20 protein-coding genes are annotated in these 20,439 nt (G+C 66.7%); 12 read left to right on the top strand and 8 right to left on the bottom strand.

All coding sequences use genetic code 11. The features are described 5' to 3' along the window. Window positions 1–13: 13 nt before the first annotated feature. From AB3X89_RS27715 to AB3X89_RS27685, 7 genes are all read right to left on the bottom strand, one after another. Window positions 14–1,036 carry an AAA family ATPase gene (locus AB3X89_RS27715; protein WP_368586133.1) on the bottom strand — a complete coding sequence of 341 codons (1,023 nt, stop codon included), beginning with the start codon at window positions 1,034–1,036 and terminating at the stop codon, window positions 14–16. Window positions 1,037–1,234: 198 nt separating this feature from the next. Further along, complete coding sequence (locus AB3X89_RS27710; protein ID WP_368586132.1) at window positions 1,235–1,795, bottom strand: DUF3280 domain-containing protein; 561 nt, start codon at window positions 1,793–1,795, stop codon at window positions 1,235–1,237. Between the two features lie 4 nt (window positions 1,796–1,799). Then, entirely contained in the window at window positions 1,800–2,804 is a 1,005-nt protein-coding gene (locus AB3X89_RS27705; protein ID WP_368586131.1) for a LysR family transcriptional regulator, read from the bottom strand. Window positions 2,805–2,811: 7 nt separating this feature from the next. After that, window positions 2,812–3,588: a hypothetical protein gene (locus AB3X89_RS27700; protein ID WP_368586130.1), complete on the bottom strand. Its 777-nt coding sequence runs from the start codon at window positions 3,586–3,588 to the stop codon at window positions 2,812–2,814. Then, window positions 3,585–4,496 carry a substrate-binding domain-containing protein gene (locus tag AB3X89_RS27695; protein ID WP_368586129.1) on the bottom strand — a complete coding sequence of 304 codons (912 nt, stop codon included), beginning with the start codon at window positions 4,494–4,496 and terminating at the stop codon, window positions 3,585–3,587. Before AB3X89_RS27695 ends, AB3X89_RS27700 begins: the two co-directional genes overlap by 4 nt. Before the next feature lie 32 nt (window positions 4,497–4,528). Further along, on the bottom strand, window positions 4,529–4,948 hold the full coding sequence (locus AB3X89_RS27690; RefSeq protein WP_176120582.1) for a c-type cytochrome: 420 nt from the start codon (window positions 4,946–4,948) through the stop codon (window positions 4,529–4,531). A gap of 165 nt (window positions 4,949–5,113) precedes the next feature. Further along, window positions 5,114–6,931, bottom strand: a complete 1,818-nt coding sequence (locus tag AB3X89_RS27685) for a methanol/ethanol family PQQ-dependent dehydrogenase (RefSeq protein WP_368586128.1) — start codon at window positions 6,929–6,931, stop codon at window positions 5,114–5,116. A 418-nt stretch (window positions 6,932–7,349) separates the two neighbouring features. Here AB3X89_RS27685 and AB3X89_RS27680 point away from each other — a divergent pair, with 418 nt between their 5' ends. The 9 genes from AB3X89_RS27680 to AB3X89_RS27640 all read left to right on the top strand — a co-directional run bounded on the left by AB3X89_RS27680 (window position 7,350) and on the right by AB3X89_RS27640 (window position 15,446). Then, entirely contained in the window at window positions 7,350–7,748 is a 399-nt protein-coding gene (locus AB3X89_RS27680) for a 4a-hydroxytetrahydrobiopterin dehydratase (RefSeq protein WP_018437330.1), read from the top strand. A 283-nt stretch (window positions 7,749–8,031) separates the two neighbouring features. Continuing rightward, on the top strand, window positions 8,032–9,057 hold the full coding sequence (locus tag AB3X89_RS27675) for a beta-ribofuranosylaminobenzene 5'-phosphate synthase family protein (RefSeq protein WP_368586127.1): 1,026 nt from the start codon (window positions 8,032–8,034) through the stop codon (window positions 9,055–9,057). A gap of 114 nt (window positions 9,058–9,171) precedes the next feature. Continuing rightward, on the top strand, window positions 9,172–10,098 hold the full coding sequence (locus AB3X89_RS27670; RefSeq protein WP_368586126.1) for an NAD(P)-dependent methylenetetrahydromethanopterin dehydrogenase: 927 nt from the start codon (window positions 9,172–9,174) through the stop codon (window positions 10,096–10,098). An 11-nt stretch (window positions 10,099–10,109) separates the two neighbouring features. Further along, window positions 10,110–11,330, top strand: coding sequence for an ATP-grasp domain-containing protein (locus tag AB3X89_RS27665; protein WP_368586125.1), 1,221 nt, complete (start codon window positions 10,110–10,112; stop codon window positions 11,328–11,330). Continuing rightward, window positions 11,296–12,333, top strand: coding sequence for a methenyltetrahydromethanopterin cyclohydrolase (gene mch / locus AB3X89_RS27660; RefSeq protein WP_368586124.1), 1,038 nt, complete (start codon window positions 11,296–11,298; stop codon window positions 12,331–12,333). The genes AB3X89_RS27665 and mch overlap by 35 nt, the downstream gene beginning before the upstream one ends. Further along, window positions 12,330–13,328 (top strand): RimK family alpha-L-glutamate ligase, encoded by a 999-nt coding sequence (locus tag AB3X89_RS27655; protein ID WP_368586123.1) that lies wholly within the window; start codon window positions 12,330–12,332, stop codon window positions 13,326–13,328. Before mch ends, AB3X89_RS27655 begins: the two co-directional genes overlap by 4 nt. A gap of 5 nt (window positions 13,329–13,333) precedes the next feature. Next, window positions 13,334–14,236 carry a triphosphoribosyl-dephospho-CoA synthase gene (locus AB3X89_RS27650; RefSeq protein ID WP_368586172.1) on the top strand — a complete coding sequence of 301 codons (903 nt, stop codon included), beginning with the start codon at window positions 13,334–13,336 and terminating at the stop codon, window positions 14,234–14,236. 185 nt (window positions 14,237–14,421) lie between these two features. After that, window positions 14,422–14,931, top strand: a complete 510-nt coding sequence (gene fae, locus AB3X89_RS27645) for a formaldehyde-activating enzyme (RefSeq protein WP_176107508.1) — start codon at window positions 14,422–14,424, stop codon at window positions 14,929–14,931. Window positions 14,932–15,068: 137 nt separating this feature from the next. After that, on the top strand, window positions 15,069–15,446 hold the full coding sequence (locus AB3X89_RS27640) for a hypothetical protein (RefSeq protein ID WP_368586122.1): 378 nt from the start codon (window positions 15,069–15,071) through the stop codon (window positions 15,444–15,446). Between the two features lie 46 nt (window positions 15,447–15,492). On the opposite strand, the gene AB3X89_RS27635 is transcribed toward AB3X89_RS27640, so the two are convergent. After that, window positions 15,493–15,999: a dihydroneopterin aldolase gene (locus AB3X89_RS27635; RefSeq protein ID WP_368586121.1), complete on the bottom strand. Its 507-nt coding sequence runs from the start codon at window positions 15,997–15,999 to the stop codon at window positions 15,493–15,495. A 386-nt stretch (window positions 16,000–16,385) separates the two neighbouring features. Between AB3X89_RS27635 and AB3X89_RS27630 the strand changes: the two genes are divergently transcribed. From AB3X89_RS27630 to AB3X89_RS27620, 3 genes are read left to right on the top strand one after another with little or no spacing between them, the layout of a single operon-like run. Next, the gene (locus AB3X89_RS27630; protein ID WP_368586120.1) at window positions 16,386–18,449 is read left to right on the top strand and encodes a sigma-54-dependent Fis family transcriptional regulator; all 2,064 of its coding nucleotides are present in this window, start codon (window positions 16,386–16,388) and stop codon (window positions 18,447–18,449) included. Beyond that, window positions 18,446–19,066, top strand: coding sequence for a flavoprotein (locus tag AB3X89_RS27625; RefSeq protein WP_368586119.1), 621 nt, complete (start codon window positions 18,446–18,448; stop codon window positions 19,064–19,066). The genes AB3X89_RS27630 and AB3X89_RS27625 overlap by 4 nt, the downstream gene beginning before the upstream one ends. Then, the gene (locus AB3X89_RS27620) at window positions 19,045–20,427 is read left to right on the top strand and encodes a DUF6513 domain-containing protein (protein ID WP_368586118.1); all 1,383 of its coding nucleotides are present in this window, start codon (window positions 19,045–19,047) and stop codon (window positions 20,425–20,427) included. Before AB3X89_RS27625 ends, AB3X89_RS27620 begins: the two co-directional genes overlap by 22 nt. The last annotated feature ends 12 nt before the right edge of the window (window positions 20,428–20,439 follow it).

The raw sequence follows: 20,439 nt of genomic DNA, 5'->3' as shown, positions 1-20,439 counted from the left end.
GGCGCGCCGGCGTTCAGCGAGGCACGGCGACGTTCGCGACGATCCGCGCGATCAGCGCCTCGGCCAGCTCCTGGCGGCGCAGCTCGTAAATCGGCGTGAAGAACACGCGATGACCCAGCGCCGGCAGCAGCACTTCGTGGATGTCCTCCGGAAGCAGATGCGTGCGTCCGGCGAGCCACGCGACCACGCGCGCCGCGCGCAACAGCGCGCTCATGCCGCGCGGACTCGCGCCGGCGAGAATCAGCTGCTCCATGTCGACGCCATCGAGCGCGATGCCGAAGCGCGCCGGCGTTTCCGTCGCCTGCCAGATGTCGTGCACATAGCGCTCGATCGTCTCGCTCGCCTGCACGCCCTGCTGGATCGCCGCGCCGATCCGGTTCAACTGTTCCCACGGCACGATCGACGGTGTCAGTTGCGCGAGCAGGCTGTCGACGTCATGGAACCTCGTGTCGAACACGAGGCTGCGCCGCGCCTCCTCGTCGGTCGGCGTCGGCATGTTCAGCTCGAACAGGAAGCGGTCGCGCGCCGCCGACGCGAGCTCGAAGGTCTCTTCCTTCTCGACCTTGTTGCGGTCGGCGTACACGGTCATGTGCGGAAAGCGATGCTCGCGGCCGAACGCCCACACGGAACGCTCGGCCATCGCGCGCAGCAGCAGCGATTGCACCTGCGGGCGCGCGCGATTGATCTCGTTGAAAAAGAAGGTGGTCAGCTGCTCGCCGTGGCGCAGCAGCGGGCCCGGCTCGATGCGCGGCTTGCCGTCGGCGTCGACATAGGTGTGATAGACGAGGTCGCCCGGCATCAGATCGATCGTGCCTTCGACGCGCTCGAAATCGCCGCCCACCACGCGCGCGAACGCCCGCAACACGGTCGTCTTGCCCACCCCGACGCCGCCTTCGAGCAGCACGTGGCCGCGTGCGAACAGCGCGACGTTGATGAGCCTCAGCGTTTGCTGCTGACCGACGACGACTCGCGCCACTTCGTTTTCGATCTGCTGGGCGTGAGAACGCCAGTCCTGAAGCTGCTCGCCAGAAACCATCGCTGCGATCCCCTTCCGTGGTGGCTGGCGTTTATTTGCGCGACGCCCGAACGTCGACGCGCTTCAAGACTCGCCAGCCTTCCGTTCAAGCACGGTTTATGCCGATCGCACAGGAGGGACGCAAGAGTTAAATCGAATGCGAAAAGTTGGCAGCCTGTCACGACAGCCGGGTACAGACTGTGCCATCGATGCGGCCTATCACGCATCGTTCATCAGCAAGCCGACGAGCGCGCTCGCGCCGCGCCGCCACGACAGATCCGTGTTGCCGCGTATGTCGACCGAGCGCTGGAACAGCGTCCTGCCGCTCGCGACGTCTTCGACCCGGAGGTTCAGATTGAGAATCAGGTTGCTGACTTTCTGCACCCAGCAGACGCCCACCTGCTCGACGCCCAGCGCACGCCCGACCTGGCGGGCGCAACCGTCGCAGGTGGTCAGGTCCTGCGCCGCACCGAGCCGCGCGATCAGCTCGGACGCGCGGCCGTTGTCAGCCACGCGATAACGCTGGCTCGCATCGAGCTGCGCGCGCACCGCATTGCTGACCATCTCGATGCGCGCCGCTTGCACGCGGTTGGTATCGGCATCGTTGTAGGCGGCGTTATCGTCGATCAGGCCGCAGTTCAGCACGGCGATCGTCACCGGCTCGGCGCGCGCCGGCACGACGCCGATCACGAAGAAGCCGGCAAAGCCCACGCACAGCACAGCCGCGCAACGCACGAACGCGGCCTGGTGAAACGAACGCCATGCACGCAACTCACGCATCGCGCTAACGCTCCGCCCCGACCGGCCGTTTCGCGAACACCCCTGCAAACTGCGCATATTCCTGCTCCAGATGCACCGCCGCATGTTCGAGCAGGAACTGCCGGAACATCACGCTGGTCGGCGAAAGCTGCTTGGTGCGCAGATGCACGATCTGCCACGTTCGTACGATCGGCGTGCCGTGCACGTCGAGCAGCGCGATCTCGCCGGTGCGCAACTCCAGCTGCAGCGTATGCAGCGAGATCAGGCTCACGCCCATGCCGGCCATCACCGCCTGCTTGATCGTCTCGTTGCTGCCGAGCGTGACGGTTTTCGCGGGAGTGAACAGATGCTGCCGAAACATCGCCTCGGCGGCCATGCGCGTGCCCGAGCCCGGCTCGCGCAGCAGGAAGGTGTCGTTGCGCAACTCCTGCAGATCGAAGCGGCGCGCGCCGCACAGCGGATGATGCACCGGCGCGATCACCACCTGGGGATGGCTCGCGAGCGGCTCGGCCGTCGTATCGAGCTCGGGCGGCGGGCGGCCCATGATCGCGAGATCGATCGCGTTGTCCTGCAACATGCGCAGCAGCGCGTCGCGATTGCCGACCGAGAAATGCACGTCGACCTTCGGGTATAGATGCGAGTACATCGCCAGCAGTTTCGGCGCGAAGTAGGTCGCCGAGCTGACGATGCCGACGTTGATCGAGCCGCTGTCGGCCTGCTTCAGCGACATCATCGCGTCTTCGGTGTCCTTGATTTCGCCGAGAATGCGGCTCGCGTGGTGGGTCAGCACCTCGCCCGCTTCGGTCAGCGTGAGCTTGCGCGCGACGCGCTCGAACAGCCGCAGGCCGACCGCCTCTTCGAGCTGATGAATCTGCATCGACACTGCCGGCTGCGTCAGATGCAGCTCCTCGGCCGCGCGCGCGAAACTCGTATAGCGGCTCGCGACGACGAAGATCTGCAACTGCCGCAGGGTCAGCGTGCGAACGAAATTCAGCTTGACCCGGTTCGTCGCGAAGCTCGCGTTCTGCATCGGAAACTCAACGGCTCGCCCGCGGCGCATTCGACGGCTTCGCCGGCACCTTGCCCGATGGCAACTTGTTCAGCGCGGATTGAAAACTCAACGACTCCGAATGCGCCGGATGCGCGAAGTCGTTGTTGGGGCCCGGTACGTCGGTGCGAATCTGCAGGACCTGGCCCGGCACGCCGTCGGCGAGCAGGAAGGTGTAGCGCTTGCCCGTGTATTGCGCGAAGCGCGCCGCGTTCGGATCGTTCAGATAAGGCTGCACGACGATGCGCCGCACGCTGACCGGCTTGCCGCCGAGCTCGCCCGGCACGCTCTCGATCTGCGGCCCCGCGGCGAGCGCGAGACGCAGACGCTGCTGGAAATAGCGGCGCTGCCCGCCGGTGAGACCCTGCATCTCCGCGATGTCGCGCTCGAGGAAATAAATGATCGCCGGATTGCATTGCAGTCCGCCGATCGGCAGGTTCACGCTGCCGGTGTGGTCGGTCACCTGTGCGTCGCCCTTCGCGTTGTTCTCGCTGACCACCAGCACCTTGACGACATCGGTGCTGCGCGAGGGCTGCTCCGAATCGATCAGCGCGTAGTCGAGCTCGGTCTGCGCGGCGACGCCGTGCAAATGATCGGTCAGAAAAATCAGCCGCTCCGCCGGCGTGATGTCGTCGCCGCCCGCCGCCGACGCGGCGCTCGCCGGGCTTGCCGCACGGCTTGCGGCCGGCGCGAGGCACAGCACGCACAGCGTCCCCATCAGCGCGGCGCGTGCCGCTCGCAGCCAGGCGCCGCGCGCGCGCGTCATTGCGATGCGTCGCCGGGTTTGCCCGCCGGCGCGTCGACCGGTTTGAGCATCGGCACCTGGTAGGTCGCGAGGATGCTGTCGATCTTGTCGTGATTCGCGCCGATCCATTGATCCACCTTGTCCTTCCAGTCCTTCTCGCCGTAGCGCACGCCCATCGAGATCGTGTAGTCGAAGCGGATGCCGGGTCCCGGCGGGAACGGCACCAGCCTGACCGAATCACCGGCGCGCTTGGCGAAGTAACCGGCGATCGGCCCCCACAGGAACACCACGTCGACGTTGCCCTCGTGCAGATCGTGTTCGATCATCTGGCCAGGGTACACGCCCGGATCGCCGCTTTGCACCTGATACGACACCGCCTGGTCGATCAGGTTGTGGCCGAGCAGCCAGTCCACCGCCGGGGTTTGCGAAAAGATTCCGAAACGCAGCTTGTGCAGCTGATCGGGCGGCAGTTTCAGCAGGTCGTCGGGCGTCTTGATGCTCGCGAATTCGGGGCGGTTCGGCAGCACCATCGCGTAGGTCGAGCGCAGATACGGCTGCGTCGTCGACGTCATGTCATAGCCCTTCGGCACGCCGATGATCAGGTCGCAGCGATAGCGCTCGCTGCCCTCCGCCTTCTCGCGCAACGTGTGGCGCACGAAGCCCATGCGCTGCGGAAAGTACGTGTATTCGAGCTTGTAGCCGAAGTCGCTCGCCATCTGGGCGGCGATGCGGTTCTCATAGCCCTCGCCCTTGTCGTTCGACAACGGCATGTTGTTCGGGTCCGCGCATACCCTGAGCACGCCGTCCGCGCCGTCGTTGTTCGGCAGCGCGGGGCCATCCGCCCGGACCGCGGCGCTCGCGAGCGCCGCCCCACACAACGCGGCCGCGATCACGCTGACATGCACGGACATGCTTCTCTTATCACGCATCGTGAGCCTCCGGAAGAATGACGGCGCGGCCGTTAATTCGAGTCGATGGCATGCAGATCGCCCGGCTTGATCTGCCCATCGGAGCGTCCTTTCAGATACGCATAGAGATTTTCCCAGTTCTTCTGCATCATCTGGCTCGTGCTGAAATCGGGCATACCCTTATCCACCCGGCCGCCGAACACGGTGCGATGAAATTCGTTCTTGTCCAGCGTCTTGAACGCGTCGATCAGCGACGGCCCGACCATGCCCTGCTGCTGCGCGCCGTGACAGCGTTCGCAAGCGAGCGCGCGCCACGTCTTCCAGCCCTGCAGCGTATTACTGTCGACCTTGTTACCGTCGACTACCTTGTACGCGACCTGCGCAATCGAAGGATTGTTCTGCGCGTATCCGACGGGCAGCATGACGAGCGCTACGGGCAACGCGGTGAGCAACAGGATAGATCTGCCTTTCATGCACATGTCTCCATCTGGGAAAAAGCCGCGCCCCGATGCGTTTCAGCGACGCATCCACCAACGGGCGCGATTTGGGGGTAATTCAATGCTTTGGGCGAGGCTGACGGGGCGGCCGTGCCTGTTCAAGCCGCCCCACTGGTTCAGCCTTTCATTTCAGCCGTTCGTTCAGCTCTTTTCGTTAGGAATAGCGAACACGAACAGCGTGCCGCCGAGCGCGGTGTACTTCGCGAGATCCTTGTAGCCGCCGACTGCGCCCAGGCCTTCGGTCGGCTTCTCGAGACCCGCCGCCATGCCGATGCCGGCCCAGCCGCCGATGCCCGAGTACACGCCGACGTACTGCTTGCCCTGATACTCATACGTGAAGACGTTGCCGATGATTCCCGACGGCGTCTTGAAGCGCCACAGTTCCTTGCCGTCCGAGATGCGAACCGCCTTCAGGTAGCCCTCCAGCGTGCCGTAGAACGCGATGCCGCCGCCCGTCGCCAGCACACCCGACCACACCGAGAACTTCTCAGGCTTCGAGTAGATGATCTTGCCCTTGCTCGCATCCCACGCGATGAAGTTGCCCATCGCGTTGCCCTCGTTCGGGCCCGGATACATCGACAGCGTGGCGCCGACATACGGCTGTCCCGACACGTAGTCGACATCGAACGGCTCGTAGTCCATACAGACGTGGTTGGTCGGCACGAGGAACAAGCTCGTCTTCGGATCGAACGCCGCCGGTTGCTGGTCCTTCGAACCGAGTGCCGCCGGGCAGATGCCCTTCACGTTGTGGTCGGACCCGGCCGCCTGTGTCGAGTACGCCGCGTTGCGAATCGGCAGGCCGCTTTGCAGATCGACGCGATCGGCCCAGTTCACCGCCGGGTCGTACTTCTGCGCGACCAGCAGCTGTCCGGTTTCGCGGTTCAGCGTGTAGCCGAAGCCGTTACGGTCGAAGTGCACGATCGCGGGCACCTTCTTGCCGTTGATCGTCAGGTCGGACAGGATCATTTCGTTGACGCCGTCATAGTCCCATTCGTCGTGGGGCGTCATCTGGTAGACCCATTTGGCCGTGCCGGTATTCAGGTCGCGCGCGAAGATCGACATCGACCATTTGTTGTCACCCGGACGTTGCGTCGGGTTCCATGTGCCCGGATTGCCAGTACCGTAGTAAACAAGGTTGAGTTTCGGGTCCCACGCATACCAGCCCCACGTGGTGCCGCCGCCGAGCTTCCACTGATCGCCCTTCCAGGACTTCACCGACGAATCCGCGCCCACCGGCACCATCTGGCCGTTCGAGTACGTCATCGTCTTTTGCGGGTCGAGCAGCATTTCGTTGTCGGGACCCGTGCTGTACGCAGTCCAGACCGGTTTGCCGGTCTTGATGTCGTACGCGATCAGACGCCCGCGCACGCCGAACTCGCCGCCCGAAATGCCGGTCAGCACCTTGTCGCCGAATACGTGCGGCGCGTTGGTGTTGGTTTCACCGGCTTTCGGATTGCCGTTCTGCGCGGTCCACACGACCTCGCCCGTCTTCGCGTTCAGCGCGACGAGCTTGGTGTCGGCCTGCTGCAGGAAGATCTTGCCGTCGCCGTATGCGAGACCGCGGTTGACGGTGTCGCAGCACATCACGGAGACGACCTGTTCATCCTGCTTCGGCTGATACTGCCAGAGGAACGTCTGATCCTTCAGGTTGACTGCAATGACTTTGTTCGGAAACGGGGAGTGGATATACATCGTGTCGCCGATCACGAGCGGCGCGCCTTCATGGCCGCGTAGCACGCCGGTCGACATGGTCCATGCGACCTGCAATTTGCCGACGTTGTTCTCGTTGATCTGTTTGAGCGGGCTGTAGCGGTGATTTGCATAATCGCCCGCCTGGGCCGCCCAGTTGGCCGGGTTTTTCATCAATCCGTCGAGCTGCGAATCGGCCTGCGCAGCCAGAGAGCTAAAGGCTGCGGATGCGAGGATCGCGAGCCCAAGAACTACAGTGCGTAAGTTCATGTCTCCTCCAGAATTGTCCTGCTGTTCAACTCACGAATGACCCACGCTACCTCATCGCATCGTGCGCGCCTTCTCGATTGCAGGTAACGATTAACGCGCTATCCCGATTCGATGTCAGGCTTCGCGACGCATGAACGGCCAACGCATATTCCATGCCGGAATAGCGGCAATATTGCGGCTCTTGCGTGCGCCGGCCCGCCGACCCGGCACGCGCGACCTGTCGCGGCACTCGGGCGTTGCACGCCGATGCTTGCACGGCGGTAAGCTGAAGGGGTTGCGTCACGCGATGCGGCACATACTGTGTCACTTGCGTGATACGAATCGTGTCCTTTGCGAATCACGCGCCGCAGCGCGGGCCTGTCACCTGCATCGAAGCTTCGTTCGGCGAACGATTCGCGCATTCGAGGAGCTAACCGCCATGGCAAACACCGAGCACGTCTATACCGACGAAGAGATCCAGCAACGCCTCGTCGGTCCGTTGCAGCACTGGTATCTGGAAGATGGCTGGCTGCGGCGCAAATACCGCACCGAGGGCTGGAAGGGAACGCTGATGGTGGTCAACGCCGTCGGGCACCTCGCGGAAGCCGCGTGGCATCACCCCGATCTGACGGTCTCGTATGCGTTCGTGATCGTGAAGCTGAAAACGCACACCGCCAAGGGCATCACCGACAAGGACTTCGCGCTCGCAACCAAGATCGAATCGGTGGTCCACTGGCAGCCCGGCCTCGAGGAAGGCCCGCTGGAAGGCACGCCGGCCGACGATCAGCGCTTCCGCTACATCAAGTACGACGCGCCGAAACCCGCGCAAGGCAGTTGACCCGCGCGCCTGCCGCCGCATGAAACAGCGCGTGACACAGTGCGCCTTCGGCGTCACACAGCGTCCATGCAGCGGCGAAACCGGGCGGCGCGCGGCGCGCCGGTTTAGAGATTCCGGTGGGCCGAATCCGCTGCGGCGGCCGTTGCGCGCGCCTGGTACGGCTTTCGCTTGACGTCGCCGGGCGCACTGTCGCTGGAACCCGCGACGCGACACGACGCGTCGCGCACACCCCGCGGCCGAACCCGGTTTCGCGCACCCGCAAGGACACCTGAGGACACACGAGATGCCGCTTCAGCTCCGCCGCCTGCCGCCACGCGCCCCCATCACGATCGATGCGCCCGCGCGGCTGCATCTGGGCTTTCTCGATCCGAACGCGTCGCTCGGGCGCGCGTTCGGCAGCCTGGGGCTCGTCATCGATACGCACGGCACGCGGATTCAGGCGCGGCTCGCCGAACGCGAGCAGATCGGCGGTGTGGCGAGCGAGGCCGAGCGCGCGCGAATTGCGCTGAGTCTCGCGCGGCTGCAGGCTGCCTACGGACCGGCGAGCCTCGCGATCGACGTGCTGGAGGCGCCGCGCGCCCATACCGGCCTCGGCTCAGGCACACAACTGGCGCTCGCGGTCGGTGCCGCGTTCACGCGCCTCATCGGCCAGCCGGCGACGAGCGCCGAGATCGCCAGCCTGCTCGGGCGCGGCGCGCGCTCCGGCATCGGCATACTCGGCTTCGAGTGCGGCGGCCTGCTGCTCGATGGCGGCCCGCCCGGCGATCTGCGCCAGAGCATGCCGCCGCTGCTGTCGCGCCAGCCGTTTCCGCAGCCGTGGCGCGTGCTGCTCGTCAGCGACAACAGCCGCGAGGGCTTGCACGGCGCCGAGGAACGCAGCGCGCTCGCATCGCTCGCGCCGTTTCCGCAGCGGCTCGCCGCGCATCTGTGCCATCTGGTGCTGATGCAGATCCTGCCCGGCGCCGCCGAACATAACTTCGCGCCGTTCGCGCACGGCCTCACCGAACTACAGCAGACGATCGGCGAATACTTCGCGAGCGCGCAAGGCGGCGTGTTCGCGAGTCCCGACGTCGAGCGCGTGCTGCGCGCGGTCGCCGCCGAGCGCACCGCCGGCATCGGCCAGACCTCATGGGGCCCGACGGGCTTCGCGGTGCTCGCGAGTGCGCGCGAGGCCGAGCGCGCACTCGCGACCGCGCGCGCCGTCGCGAGCGCGCTGCCGCATATCGAATGCAGCGTCGTCGCGGGCCGCAATAGCGGCGCGGCGATCAGCGGCGCCGAGGCGCGCGCGCCGCACATCGACGCCGCATGATGCGCGGCCGCGCTCAGGTCGCCGCTCCGGCCGCCGCTCATCCAATGCGCTGCCACGCGCGGCGCGGCCTTGCCCTGCGCCTTCCCGAGACTGCCACTAAAACGAGCCCCTGCCATGTCAGAAACCATTGAAAGGCCCTATATCCTGCACATGTTCACGGCCACGCCGCAGATGAGTCCGTTCGACGTCAACATGGCCGCCGACGCCGGCTACCAGGTCATCGTGCCGTATTGCAACGTCGAAGCCGGCATGGTCGCGAACCTCACGCAGGACGCGATCTTCTCGCGCGGCCCGAAAGGGGTGTCACGCACCGGCATCTTCATCGGCGGACGCGACGTGATGCAGGCCGTCGACATGCTCGACACCGCGCGCAAGGCGATGGTCCCGCCGTTCGAAGTCTCCGTATTCGCCGATCCGAGCGGTTCGTACACGACCGCGGCTGCGCTCGTCGCGCTGGTCGAGCGGCATCTGGGCAAGCAGCACGGCGTGGAACTGGGCGGCAAGCGCGTGCTGATTCTCGGCGGTGCCGGCGCGGTCGGACGCATCGCGGCGGCGATCGCCGCGTCGCGCGGCGCCGACGTGACGATCGCGAGCCACACCGACCGCAGTCGCGCGCTCGGCGCGTCGGCCGAACTGAACGAGCGCTTCGGCATCGTCACCAGCGGCATCGGCACCACGACGCCCGACGAGCTGCGCGGCGCGCTCGCCGACGCGGAAATCGTGCTCGCCACCGCGGTCGCGGGCGTGCAGGTGGTCGGCCGCGACGACCTCGAGCATGCAAAGCGCCTGCTCGTCGCCGCCGACGTCAACGCGGTGCCGCCCGAAGGTATCGCCGGCGTGAACGTGATGAACGACGGCAAGCCGATCGACGGTGTGCCGAACGCGGGCGCGGTCGGCATCGGCGCGCTGGCGATCGGCAACGTCAAGTATCAGGTCGAGCATCGCCTGTTCATGCGCATGCGCACGGGCGGCAAGCCGGTCTATCTGGGCTTCCCGGAAGCCTACGACGAGGCCCGCGCGGTCGCGGCCGGTCTCGGCTGAGAGCGGCCGTCATGAAGCCGCACCGGCCGCTCATGCACGCGCCCATCGTCGCGGTCGTCGGACAGTCCGCGCGCCTGCTCGCGCAGTCCGCGGCGCGCGCCGGCCTGCATGTGGCCGCGCTCGATATCTTCGGCGACTGCGACACGCGCGAGGCCGCCGAACTGTGGTTCGACATCGGCCGTGGTGATGGCGCGCTCGGGATCGACCGGGCGCGGCTCGTCGATGCGCTGGCGCGGGTCGCGCGGTTGCCGGGTCTGCTTGGATGGATCTGCGGCAGCGGGCTCGAAGCTTTGATGCCTGAGCTGTGCCGGGAACCCGGCTTGCCGCGCTTTCTCGGCAACGATGCCGACGCGGTCGCGGCCGTCCGCGAGCCCCGGCGTTTCTTCGCGCTACTAGACGCGTTGCGCATCGGGCATCCGGCTGTGTCGTTCGAGCGGCCCGCGACGGCCGAGGGCTGGCTGTTCAAGCAGGCGGATGGTTGCGGCGGTACGCACATCCAGCCCGCCGACTCTCTCGACTTGACGAGCGCTTCCGCGCACGGCTACTTGCAGCGCATTGGCCAAGGCCGCTCGCTGTCGGCGCTGTTCATCGGCTCGCACGGCCGCGCGCATCTGATCGGTTTCGCCGAGCAACTCACCTGCGCAATCGGCGATCTGCGCTTCGTGCATGCGGGCTCGATCGGACCGATCGACTTGCCGCCAGCGTTCGTCGCGCGCGTGCAGCAAGCGCTCGACGCGCTCTGCGCAAGCACCGGCCTCGTCGGCATCAATAGCTGCGATTTTTTGTCGGACGGCGCCTCGTTCGACGTGCTCGAAATCAACCCGCGACCTTCGTCGACGATGGCGCTCTACGAAACCGCGTCGCCCGATGCGTGGCCAGCCGGCCTGCTCGCCTGCCACCTCGACGCCTGCCGCCACGGCCGCGCGCCATCGGCCGCGAGCCTCGCGCTCGCCCGCGCGCCGCGCTGGCGCGCCGGCCAGCGGGTGCTGTTCGCGCAGCGGCCGTTCAACGTCTCCGCGGCGTTCTCCGACGCCTGCCTGCGCGATCCGCAATGCCGCGACGTGCCGATGCCGGGCACCCGCATCGACGTCGGGCAGCCGGTCTGCACGCTGCTCGTGCGAGCGGCGTCGGTGGACGCGGTGCGCACCGCGCTCGATGCGCAGCACGAACGCGTCGTCCAACGAATCGAAACCTGCGATGAACCCGACCATGCCTGCCTCCACGCCCACTGAGACTTCCCCGCCCGCCGCGCCGCCGAGCGTGAATGCGCTTTCAGAGCGCCTCGTCGCACGGCTCCTCGATCAGGCGGCACATCTCGGCGTTGCGCTCACACGCACACCCGCCGGCACTGTGATCGCCGACGCCGGCGTCGATGCACGCGGCAGCCTCGACGCCGGCGTGCTGATCGCGCGCATCTGCATGGGTGGTCTCGGCCGCGTCGCGGTACGCGCGAACTTCGACGCCGCGCCGCTGTGGCCGACGATGCTCGAGGTCAGCACCTCGGCGCCGGTGCTCGCCTGCCTCGGCAGCCAGTACGCGGGCTGGAGCCTGTCGGCGACCAAGGAGCAGACCGGCGGCAAGAAGTTCTTTTCGCTAGGCTCGGGGCCCGCGCGCGCGCTCGCGGTCAAGGAGCCGCTATTCGACGAGCTCGGCTATCGCGACCGCCACGAACGCGGCGCGCTGGTGCTCGAAGTGGACCGGTTGCCGCCGCAGGTGGTGATCGACAAGGTGCTGCACGACTGCGGCCTCGCGCCCGAATATCTGACGCTGATCGTCACGCCGACACACTCTGTCGCGGGAACGGTACAGGTCGTGGCCCGCGTCGTCGAAGTGGCGCTGCACAAGGTGCACGTGCTCGGCGTGCCGCTCGATGAGATCGTCGCCGGCACGGGCTCGGCGCCGCTGCCGCCGCCCGCGCCCGACGGCATTCAGGCGATGGGCCGCACCAACGACGCGATCCTGTACGGCGGCCGCGTGCATCTGACCGTCCAGCACGACGAAATCGCGCGACGCCTCGCCGACACGCTGCCCTCCGCCAATTCGCGCGACTACGGCCGGCCGTTCGCGGACGTCTTCACGGCAGTCAACTTCGACTTCTATCAGATCGACCCAGCGCTGTTCGCGCCCGCCGAGGTGTGGGTCAGCAGCCTCGAAAGCGGCGCGACCTATCATGGCGGCCGGCTCGACGGCGGCCTGCTGCGCAAACAGTGGGGCGGCGAGCCCGTCGCGCGATGATGATCGCAACGGGCCTGCGCATCGCGATCATGAGCGACGAAACCGGCTGGCACACCGGCCGGCTGAAAAAAGCGTTCCGCGCGCGCGGCGCCGAAGCGCGTTGCGTCGATCTCGCGGATTGCCGCATCGACACCACATGGCTGCCGCACGGCCTCGTGATCCCGGGCTTCGGCCGCACGCTGCCGGATGCGGTGTTCGTGCGCGGCATCGCCGGCGGCACTTTCGAGCAGGTGACGCTGCGCCTGGGCATCCTGCACGCGCTGCGCGAGTCGAGCGTACCGGTCTACAACGACGCTCGAGCGATCGAGCGCAGCGTCGACAAATCGATGACGAGCTTCCTGTTGCATCGTGCGGGCGTGCCGACACCGGCCACCTGGGCCGGCGAGTCCGCCGCGTTCGCGCAACGCGTCCTGATGCGCGAAGCGGCCGCCGGCCGCCAGGTCGTGCTCAAACCGCTGTTCGGCTCGCAAGGCCACGGGCTCAAACGGCTCGGCGCGCGTGGCGGGCTGCTCGCGCCGCTGCCGTCGCTCGCGCGTTATCGGCAGGTCGCTTATCTGCAGCGCTTCGTTGCCGGCGCCCGGCCCGGTTTCGACTGGCGCGTGCTCGTGATCGGCGGCAACGCGGTCGCGGCGATGCGGCGCAGCGGCGGCAAGGGCTGGATTCACAACGTCGCGCAAGGCGCGCGCTGCGAGGCCGCCGAGCTGACGGTCCCGCTCGCGCAGACCGCCGTGCGCGCCACCGCCGCGCTCGGGCTCGACTACGCGGGCGTGGACCTGATCCCGAATCCCGATGACGCCGCGCTGCCGCTCGTGCTCGAAGTCAACGGCGTGGCCGCGTGGCGCGGTTTGCAGTCGGTCGTGCCGCTCGATGTCGCCGCGGCGCTGGTCGACGATCTGCTCGATCGCAAGCTCGCCGCGCAGCGCTGCGCGAACGAGCAAGCCGAGCAAGCCGCTAGCGCCGGGTTGCCCGTGCAGTCTCCGCGGCGCCGGGCTTGAGCGTCATGCCCATCCGTCATGCAATCTCCGTCGAGCGTGCGCGCGCAGCCTTCCTCGCAGCCTGCGCGCTCGACGTCACCACGCCGAAACCCGGCAACGTCAGCAACCAGAGCCCCGGCCACGGCATGAACGCGGCGCAGTTCCTCGCCAGCGCGGACGCATCGCTCGACGCGCTGTTCGCGCGCGGCGCCCGCGTCGGACAGCGCATTCTCGACGCGGTCACACGGACGCGCGCGGCCGTCGGCTGCAATACGAATCTCGGCATCGTGCTACTGATCGCGCCGCTCGCCGCGGCCCTCGACGAAACCGGCGAACGGCCGCTGACGGCGCCAGCGTGGCGCGCGGCCGTCGGCGAGGTGCTGAGCCGGCTCGACGTCGAAGATGCGCTGCTCGCCTATCGCGCGATCGCGCTCGCCAACCCCGGCGGCCTCGGCGACGCGCCCGAGCAATCGGTCCACGCAGCGCCGACGATCGGCCTGCGCGACGCGATGCGGCTCGCCAGCGAGCGCGACAGCATCGCGCGGCAGTACGCGAACGGTTTCGCGGACCTGTTCGAGACCGGCCTCACCGCCTGCTTCGAAGCCTCGACGCCAGCGCCCGAACCCGCGCCCGTCGATCCCGGTGAAATCGCGATGCTCAATGTGTTCCTGGCGTTCCTGGCCGGCTGGCCCGACTCTCACATTGTGCGCAAGCACGGCCTCGCGCTGGCGCAGAGTGTCACGCTCGTGGCACGCGAACAGCACGCGCGCTGGCGTCAAACGCGACCCGCCGCGCGCCGCACGGCAAGCGATCCGCAGCTCGATGCTTGGGACGCCGAATTGAAGGCCCGCGCGATCAATCCCGGCACCAGCGCGGACCTCGCGGTGGCCACGCTGTTCGTTGCACGCTGCGTCGAAGAGCGCGGTTAACCCTGAATCGTCTGCACTGAACACGCCCCAAACGGGCGCGTCAGCATGCCGGGTGCCAGAACTGGCACGGAACCTGTTAGTTAGTACCGCCGTGCAATCCCGCACCGCTCTCGCGATGCTGATCTGGACACGATCGCGGGCGGCGCCTCGTCAGCAGGTCCATACCTACTCATTGGAGGAACAGAATGGCCAAGATCAACCGCGTCATGATCGGTGAGTCGCTAGTCGGCGACGGCAACGAGGTCGCGCATATCGACTTGCTGATCGGACCGCGAGGTTCGGCTGCGGAAACCGCGTTCTGCAACGCGCTCACCAACAACAAGGACGGCTTCACGTCGCTGCTCGCCGTCGTCGCACCGAATCTCATCACGAAGCCCAATACGATCCTGTTCAACAAAGTGACGATCAAAGGCGCCAAGCAGGCCGTGCAGATGTTCGGCCCGGCGCAGCACGCGGTCGCGCTAGCAGTGGCCGACAGCGTCGAGGACGGCACGATCCCGCAGGAAGAAGCCGACGATCTGTTCCTCTGCGTCGGCGTCTTCATCCACTGGCAGGCGGAGGACGACAAGAAGATCCAGCAGTTCAACTATCAGGCGACGCGCGAGGCCATCAAGCGCGCGGTCAGCGGCGAGCCGAGCGCGGCTGAAGTAGTATCGAAGAAGGGCACCGTCGCGCATCCGTTCGCGCCGAACTGACGGTGCATGGCAGCGCAGGAGACGCGGCGCCGTTCGCGGCCCCGCCTCCTCGCGCATCCCGTCGCCTCGCGGCCGCAAGGCAGGGCCCTCGCGCAGCGGTTCGCGAAGCGGGTTCAATGCTCTCGCAGAGGCATTCAATGACTAATAGATGTCGCGCACTTCTCGCCTTTACCTCGCTCATGCTCGCCGCGCCGCTCGCGTGGGCGAGCGGCTATAACTATCCGACCGAGGGCCGCGTCGAATACGTGCTCAGTTGCATGGACGATAACGGCCACGATTTCGCAAACGTCTACAAGTGCTCGTGCGTGATCGACAAGATGGCCGCATCGTTGCCGTACGACGAATTCGTCGACCAGTCGACCTTCTCGAAGTACGCGACGCTCGGCGGCGAAGGCGGCGCGGAATTCCGCGTCGATCACGCCAAGGCTCAAACCAGGAAATTCCGCGCGCTGCAAACGAGCGCGTACCAGGCGTGCGGACTCGGTCCGCAGAAAACGTCGACCGTGGCGAAATGACGACGGTTCGAGACGCGCCGGGCGTCCGGCGTGCCCGCTCTCTCCGTCAATTCGGCACCAGTCCCTTGCCGAGCGACGCGTAACACGGGAGCCCCACGGCGGGCGCCGGGCCATCGCCGCGACGCCGCTCGATCTGCACGCCGACGGCCGCGAGGTCGGCGAACTTGGCCGGCTTCGCGAGCGACACGCGCACCCAGTGCGCGCCGAAGTCGGCGATCAGCAGTTGCGCGATCGTCTCCGCAAGCGCCTCCAGCAGACGCACGCGATGCGACGCGAATAGCTCGAGCAGCGCCTCGCGCACGGCCGCATAGTTGACCGTATCTTCGATCCGGTCCGTCGCGCACGCGCGGATCGCGGGCACGCCGATCGCCAGATTCACGCGCACCGGTTGCGCAACATGCAACTCGCTGCTGTCGATACCGATGACCGTCTGGCCGATGAAGTTCTCGATGAACACGATGTCGAGGCGCTCGGGCAACGCGCCGGCTTGCGAGCCGGGATTGGCGCCGAGGCTGGAAAATGCGGCAAGGCGAACAGTATCGATACGATCCATGATGGTCTCCGCCGCGGCGCGGCCCAAGATTAAACAGCCTGTGATGAACAGCGAACGATGCAACAGTAGAACAGTGGAACTGCGCGACGCGCGGCACACTCTGTGTCGAAGCTGCGACAGGCATGCAACCTGCAAAACGGTATAACGCATCGCGCATCGAGAAAAGCAAATTCCGGGCACGGTGAGGTAAACCCACAGTCACTTTCTGTTGAACCGATCTTGCATCGAGCGTACAGTTTTAAATATCCGCCTCGTAGCAGGGCCGGTCGCGAGGGAGCAGACGGACCGAGAATCCGCCGCACCAAGGGCAGACAGGCTTGATAAAGCGGCATTCGCAGCGTGCAAAGCCGTCACGCTTCCGAAATGTCGCAACGGAGACAAATCCCATGTCGTTGCTCGCTGACAGCAGTACGCACGTCCGGGAAGTTCTGAACGTGGTCAACCACCAGTTGACCACGCGCCCGACAAGCGAACCCGTAGCTCAGTCGTGGACGCGCTGCATCAACGAATTCCAGCTGGACCCCGCGCGTTTCGTGCCGCCGCCGGTGCTCACCGAATACGAACTCAGCGCGCGCCGTGAGGCGCTCGGCGATCTGATCGCGTGTTCGAAGCTCGAGATGACGACGCTCTATCAGCAGCTCGCCGATCCCGAGCTCGCGGTCGTGCTGGTCGATTCGGGCGGCGTGATCGTGCATCAGGTGTCGTCCGTGCCGTTCGCCGAGGCGGTCGCCGCCGACGGCTTTCGCGTCGGCGCGCTGTGGAGCGAACGCGAAGCCGGCACCAACGGCATGGGCACCTGCCTCGCGGAGCGCGACTGCATCGCCGTCTGTCAGCACGAGCATTTCTATCCGCGCTACACGTCGCTCACGTGCTCGGCCGCGCCGATCTTCGACGACGGCGGCGAGATCGCCGGCGTGCTCGACGTCACGAGCCGCTCGAAGCTGCTGCAGCAGCACTCGCTGGTGCTGGTCGGCATGTCGCGGCAGATGATCGAAAACCGTCTGCTCGATGCGCGCTACCGGCACGCCAACATGATCCATTTCCACAGCCGCCCGGAATTCGTCGGCACGCTGCACGGCGGCAAGCTCGCGGTCGGCGACGACAGCACCGTGCTCGCCGCGAATCGCAGCGCGCTGTTCCAGCTCGGCTTCCGCTCGCTGAGCGAGCTACGCGGCCGGCGTATCGAGGAAGCGTTCAACGCGTCGCTCGAAGACATGATCGCGCGCAGCATTCGCGGCTCGTTCCATCCGGTCACCGTCTACAGCGCGAATGCGACGAACCGCTTTTTCCTCGTTGCGCAGACGCCGCAGAACGGCACCGGGCGCGTGACGCGCGTGATCGTCACCGACTCCGCGATCCGCAGCAGCGCCCCCGAAAAGCACGAGAAACACGACAAGCACGCGCCGGTACCGAAGCTCGACGAAATCGCGCACCTCGAATTCGGCGACCCGCGCATGGCCTCGCAGATCCAACTCGCCGCGCGCGTCATCCAGCGCAAGATTCCGATCGTGCTGCGCGGCCAGACCGGCACCGGCAAGGAAGTCTTCGCGCAGGCGCTGCATAGCATCAGCCCGCACGCCGACGGTCCGTTCGTGCCGGTGAACTGCGCGTCGCTGCCGGAGAACCTGATCGAGAGTGAGCTGTTCGGCTATCGCGCCGGTGCGTTTACCGGCGCGCAGCGCGAAGGACGGCGCGGCAAGATCGTGCAGGCCAACGGCGGCACGCTGTTTCTCGACGAGATCGGCGACATGCCGCTCGTGCTGCAGGCGCGCCTGCTGCGCGTGATCGAGGAACACGAGGTCACGCCGCTCGGCGCCGAGACCACCGTCAAGGTCAATTTCCAGCTGATCAGCGCGAGCCACCGCAATCTGCTCGAACTCGTGCAGAGCGGCCAGTTCCGCGAGGACCTGTATTACCGGCTCAAGGGCGTCGAGCTGAATCTGCCGGCGCTGCGCGAGCGCGTCGACAAGCTGCCGCTGATCCATCATCTGCTCGCCAACGAAACCGACGATCCGCCCGAGCTGACGGCGGAAGCCGAACACGCGCTGCTCACTTATGCGTGGCCCGGCAACATCCGTCAGCTGCGTCACGTGTTGCAGATGGCGATTGCGCTATCCGACGGCGAGCCGATCCGTTGCGAGCATCTGCCGCCCGAGGTCACGCAACGCACCTCGGCGGTCGACCTGCCGACCGCGCTGCGCCTCGCGAACGCGGACATGGACGGGCATCTCGCCGACGAAGCGGACATTTCTTCGCTGAACGCGATCCAGCTGAACGAGCGCGAGACGGTGCTGTCGCTGCTCGACGAGCATCGCTGGAACGTCAGCAACGTCGCGAAGGCGCTCGGCATCAGCCGCAACACGCTGTACCGCAAGATGCGCCGGCTGCACATCCGGCTGTCGCACGAAGGCTCGCCGCCGGACGGCATGCCGCTCGATCTCGACGCATGACCCAGCCGTCCCCTAACGAGTCAGCGCCGAAGGCCGCCCGCGATCTCGCCGACTTCAAGCCCGATGCACGCTTCGCGTGGTGCGTGACGGGCTCCGGTCACATGCTCGAAGAATCGATCGCGCTCGCGCGGCGCTTGCCGCGCGTCGATCTGTTTCTGTCCGCGGCGGCCGAGGAAGTGCTGCCGCTGTACGGCTGGCCGCTCGACAAGCTGCGCGAACAGTTCCGCGTGCTGCGCGACAACAGCGCGAGCGGCGTACCGGTCGGCATGCTGTATCACGGCGTCTATCACACGGTCGTGATCGCGCCAGCCACCAGCAACACGGTCGCCAAATGCGCTTACGGCATCTCCGATACTCTGCCGACCAACATGTACTCGCAGGCCGGCAAACAATGCATCCCCGGCATCGTCTTTGCATGCGACACCGAACCGAGCGTGATCACGCATAGCCCGGACGAATGGGTCGAACTGCGGCCACGGGCGATCGAACTCGACAACGTCGAGCGTCTGGCACGCTTCGAATACACGACGCTCGCGCGCTCGCTCGACGAACTCGAAGCGGCGCTCGCCCAACGCCTCGCGACCCTCGATCTCGCATGGACCACATCCTCTTCCTGACCGGCCGGCTTGCCGAACCGAGCCTGCGGCGCGTGCTCGACGGCATGGCGCCGGCGCCGTTCAGTTGGGAGGTGCGCGAAATCGGCCTGCAGGTCGCCGCGTTGATGACCGCCGACATGATCCAGCGCCGCTTGCCCACCCCGCTCGCCGCGCAGCGCGTGATCGTGCCGGGCCGCTGCCGCGGCGATCTCCACGCGCTGAGCGCGCATTTCGGCGTGCCGTTCGAGCGCGGTCCCGAGGAGGTCAAGGACCTGCCGCAGTTTTTCGGCCACAAGGCGAAGCCGTTCGACCTGAGCCGCTACGACACGGAGATTTTCGCGGAGATCGTCGATGCGCCGCGGCTCGACCTCGACGGCATCGCCGCAAGGGCGCGCGAGTATGCGGCCCAGGGCGCGGACGTGATCGACATCGGCTGTCTGCCGGACACGCCGTTTCCGCATCTCGAAGACGCAGTACGGCGCCTGAAGGCCGAAGGCTATCGCGTCAGCGTCGATTCGATGCGCAACGACGAACTGCTGCGCGGCGGCCGCGCGGGCGCCGACTATCTGATGAGCGTGAACGTCGACACGCTATGGATCGCCGACGAAGTGCCGTCGACGCCGATCCTCGTCGCGCGCGAACCCGCTGACGCCGCCTCGCTCGACGCCGCGATCGACGCGCTAACCGCGCGCGGCCGCGCGTTTCTCGCCGATCCGATTCTCGATCCGATTCCGTTCGGGCTGGCCACGTCGATTGCGCGCTATGTGCGCTTGCGCGAGCGCTATCCCGACATCGCGATCATGATGGGCATCGGCAACGTGACCGAGTTGACCGAGGCCGACACGAGCGGGATCAATGCGGTGCTGCTCGGCATGGCGGCCGAATTGCGCGTTGGCGCGGTGCTGACGACTTCGGTGAGTCTGCATGCGCGGCGCGCGCTGCGCGAAGCCGATGTCGCGCGCCGCGTGATGCATGCCGCACGCGATGCGCAAGTGCTGCCCAAGGGCATCAGCACCGAGCTTGCAACGGTCCATGCGAAAAGGCCGTTTCCGTACAGCGCCGAAGAAATCGACGAATTCGCGCGCGCCGTGCGTGATCCGAATTTCCGCGTGCAGATCAGCGCCGACGGCATTCACGTGTACAACCGCGACGGCCATCGACGCGGCGACGATCCGTTCGCGCTGTACCCGCAGCTGAACCTCGAAACCGACGGCGGCCACGCGTTCTACATGGGCGTGCAGCTTGCGCGCGCGGAAATCGCGTGGCGGCTCGGCAAGCGCTTCGATCAGGACCAGCCGCTCGACTGGGGCTGCGCGGTCGACCGGCCTGAAGAAGATCTCAGCGTCTGGTGCGGGCCGGGCGAGACGATGAAGAAGCGCTGAACCCGCCGCGCC

Source organism: Paraburkholderia sp. BR14320, from assembly GCF_040948665.1.
In the GTDB taxonomy this organism is placed as follows: domain Bacteria; phylum Pseudomonadota; class Gammaproteobacteria; order Burkholderiales; family Burkholderiaceae; genus Paraburkholderia; species Paraburkholderia youngii.
The sequence above is the reverse complement of the archived record's forward strand: the minus strand, read 5'-3'. Positions and strand labels throughout refer to the sequence as shown.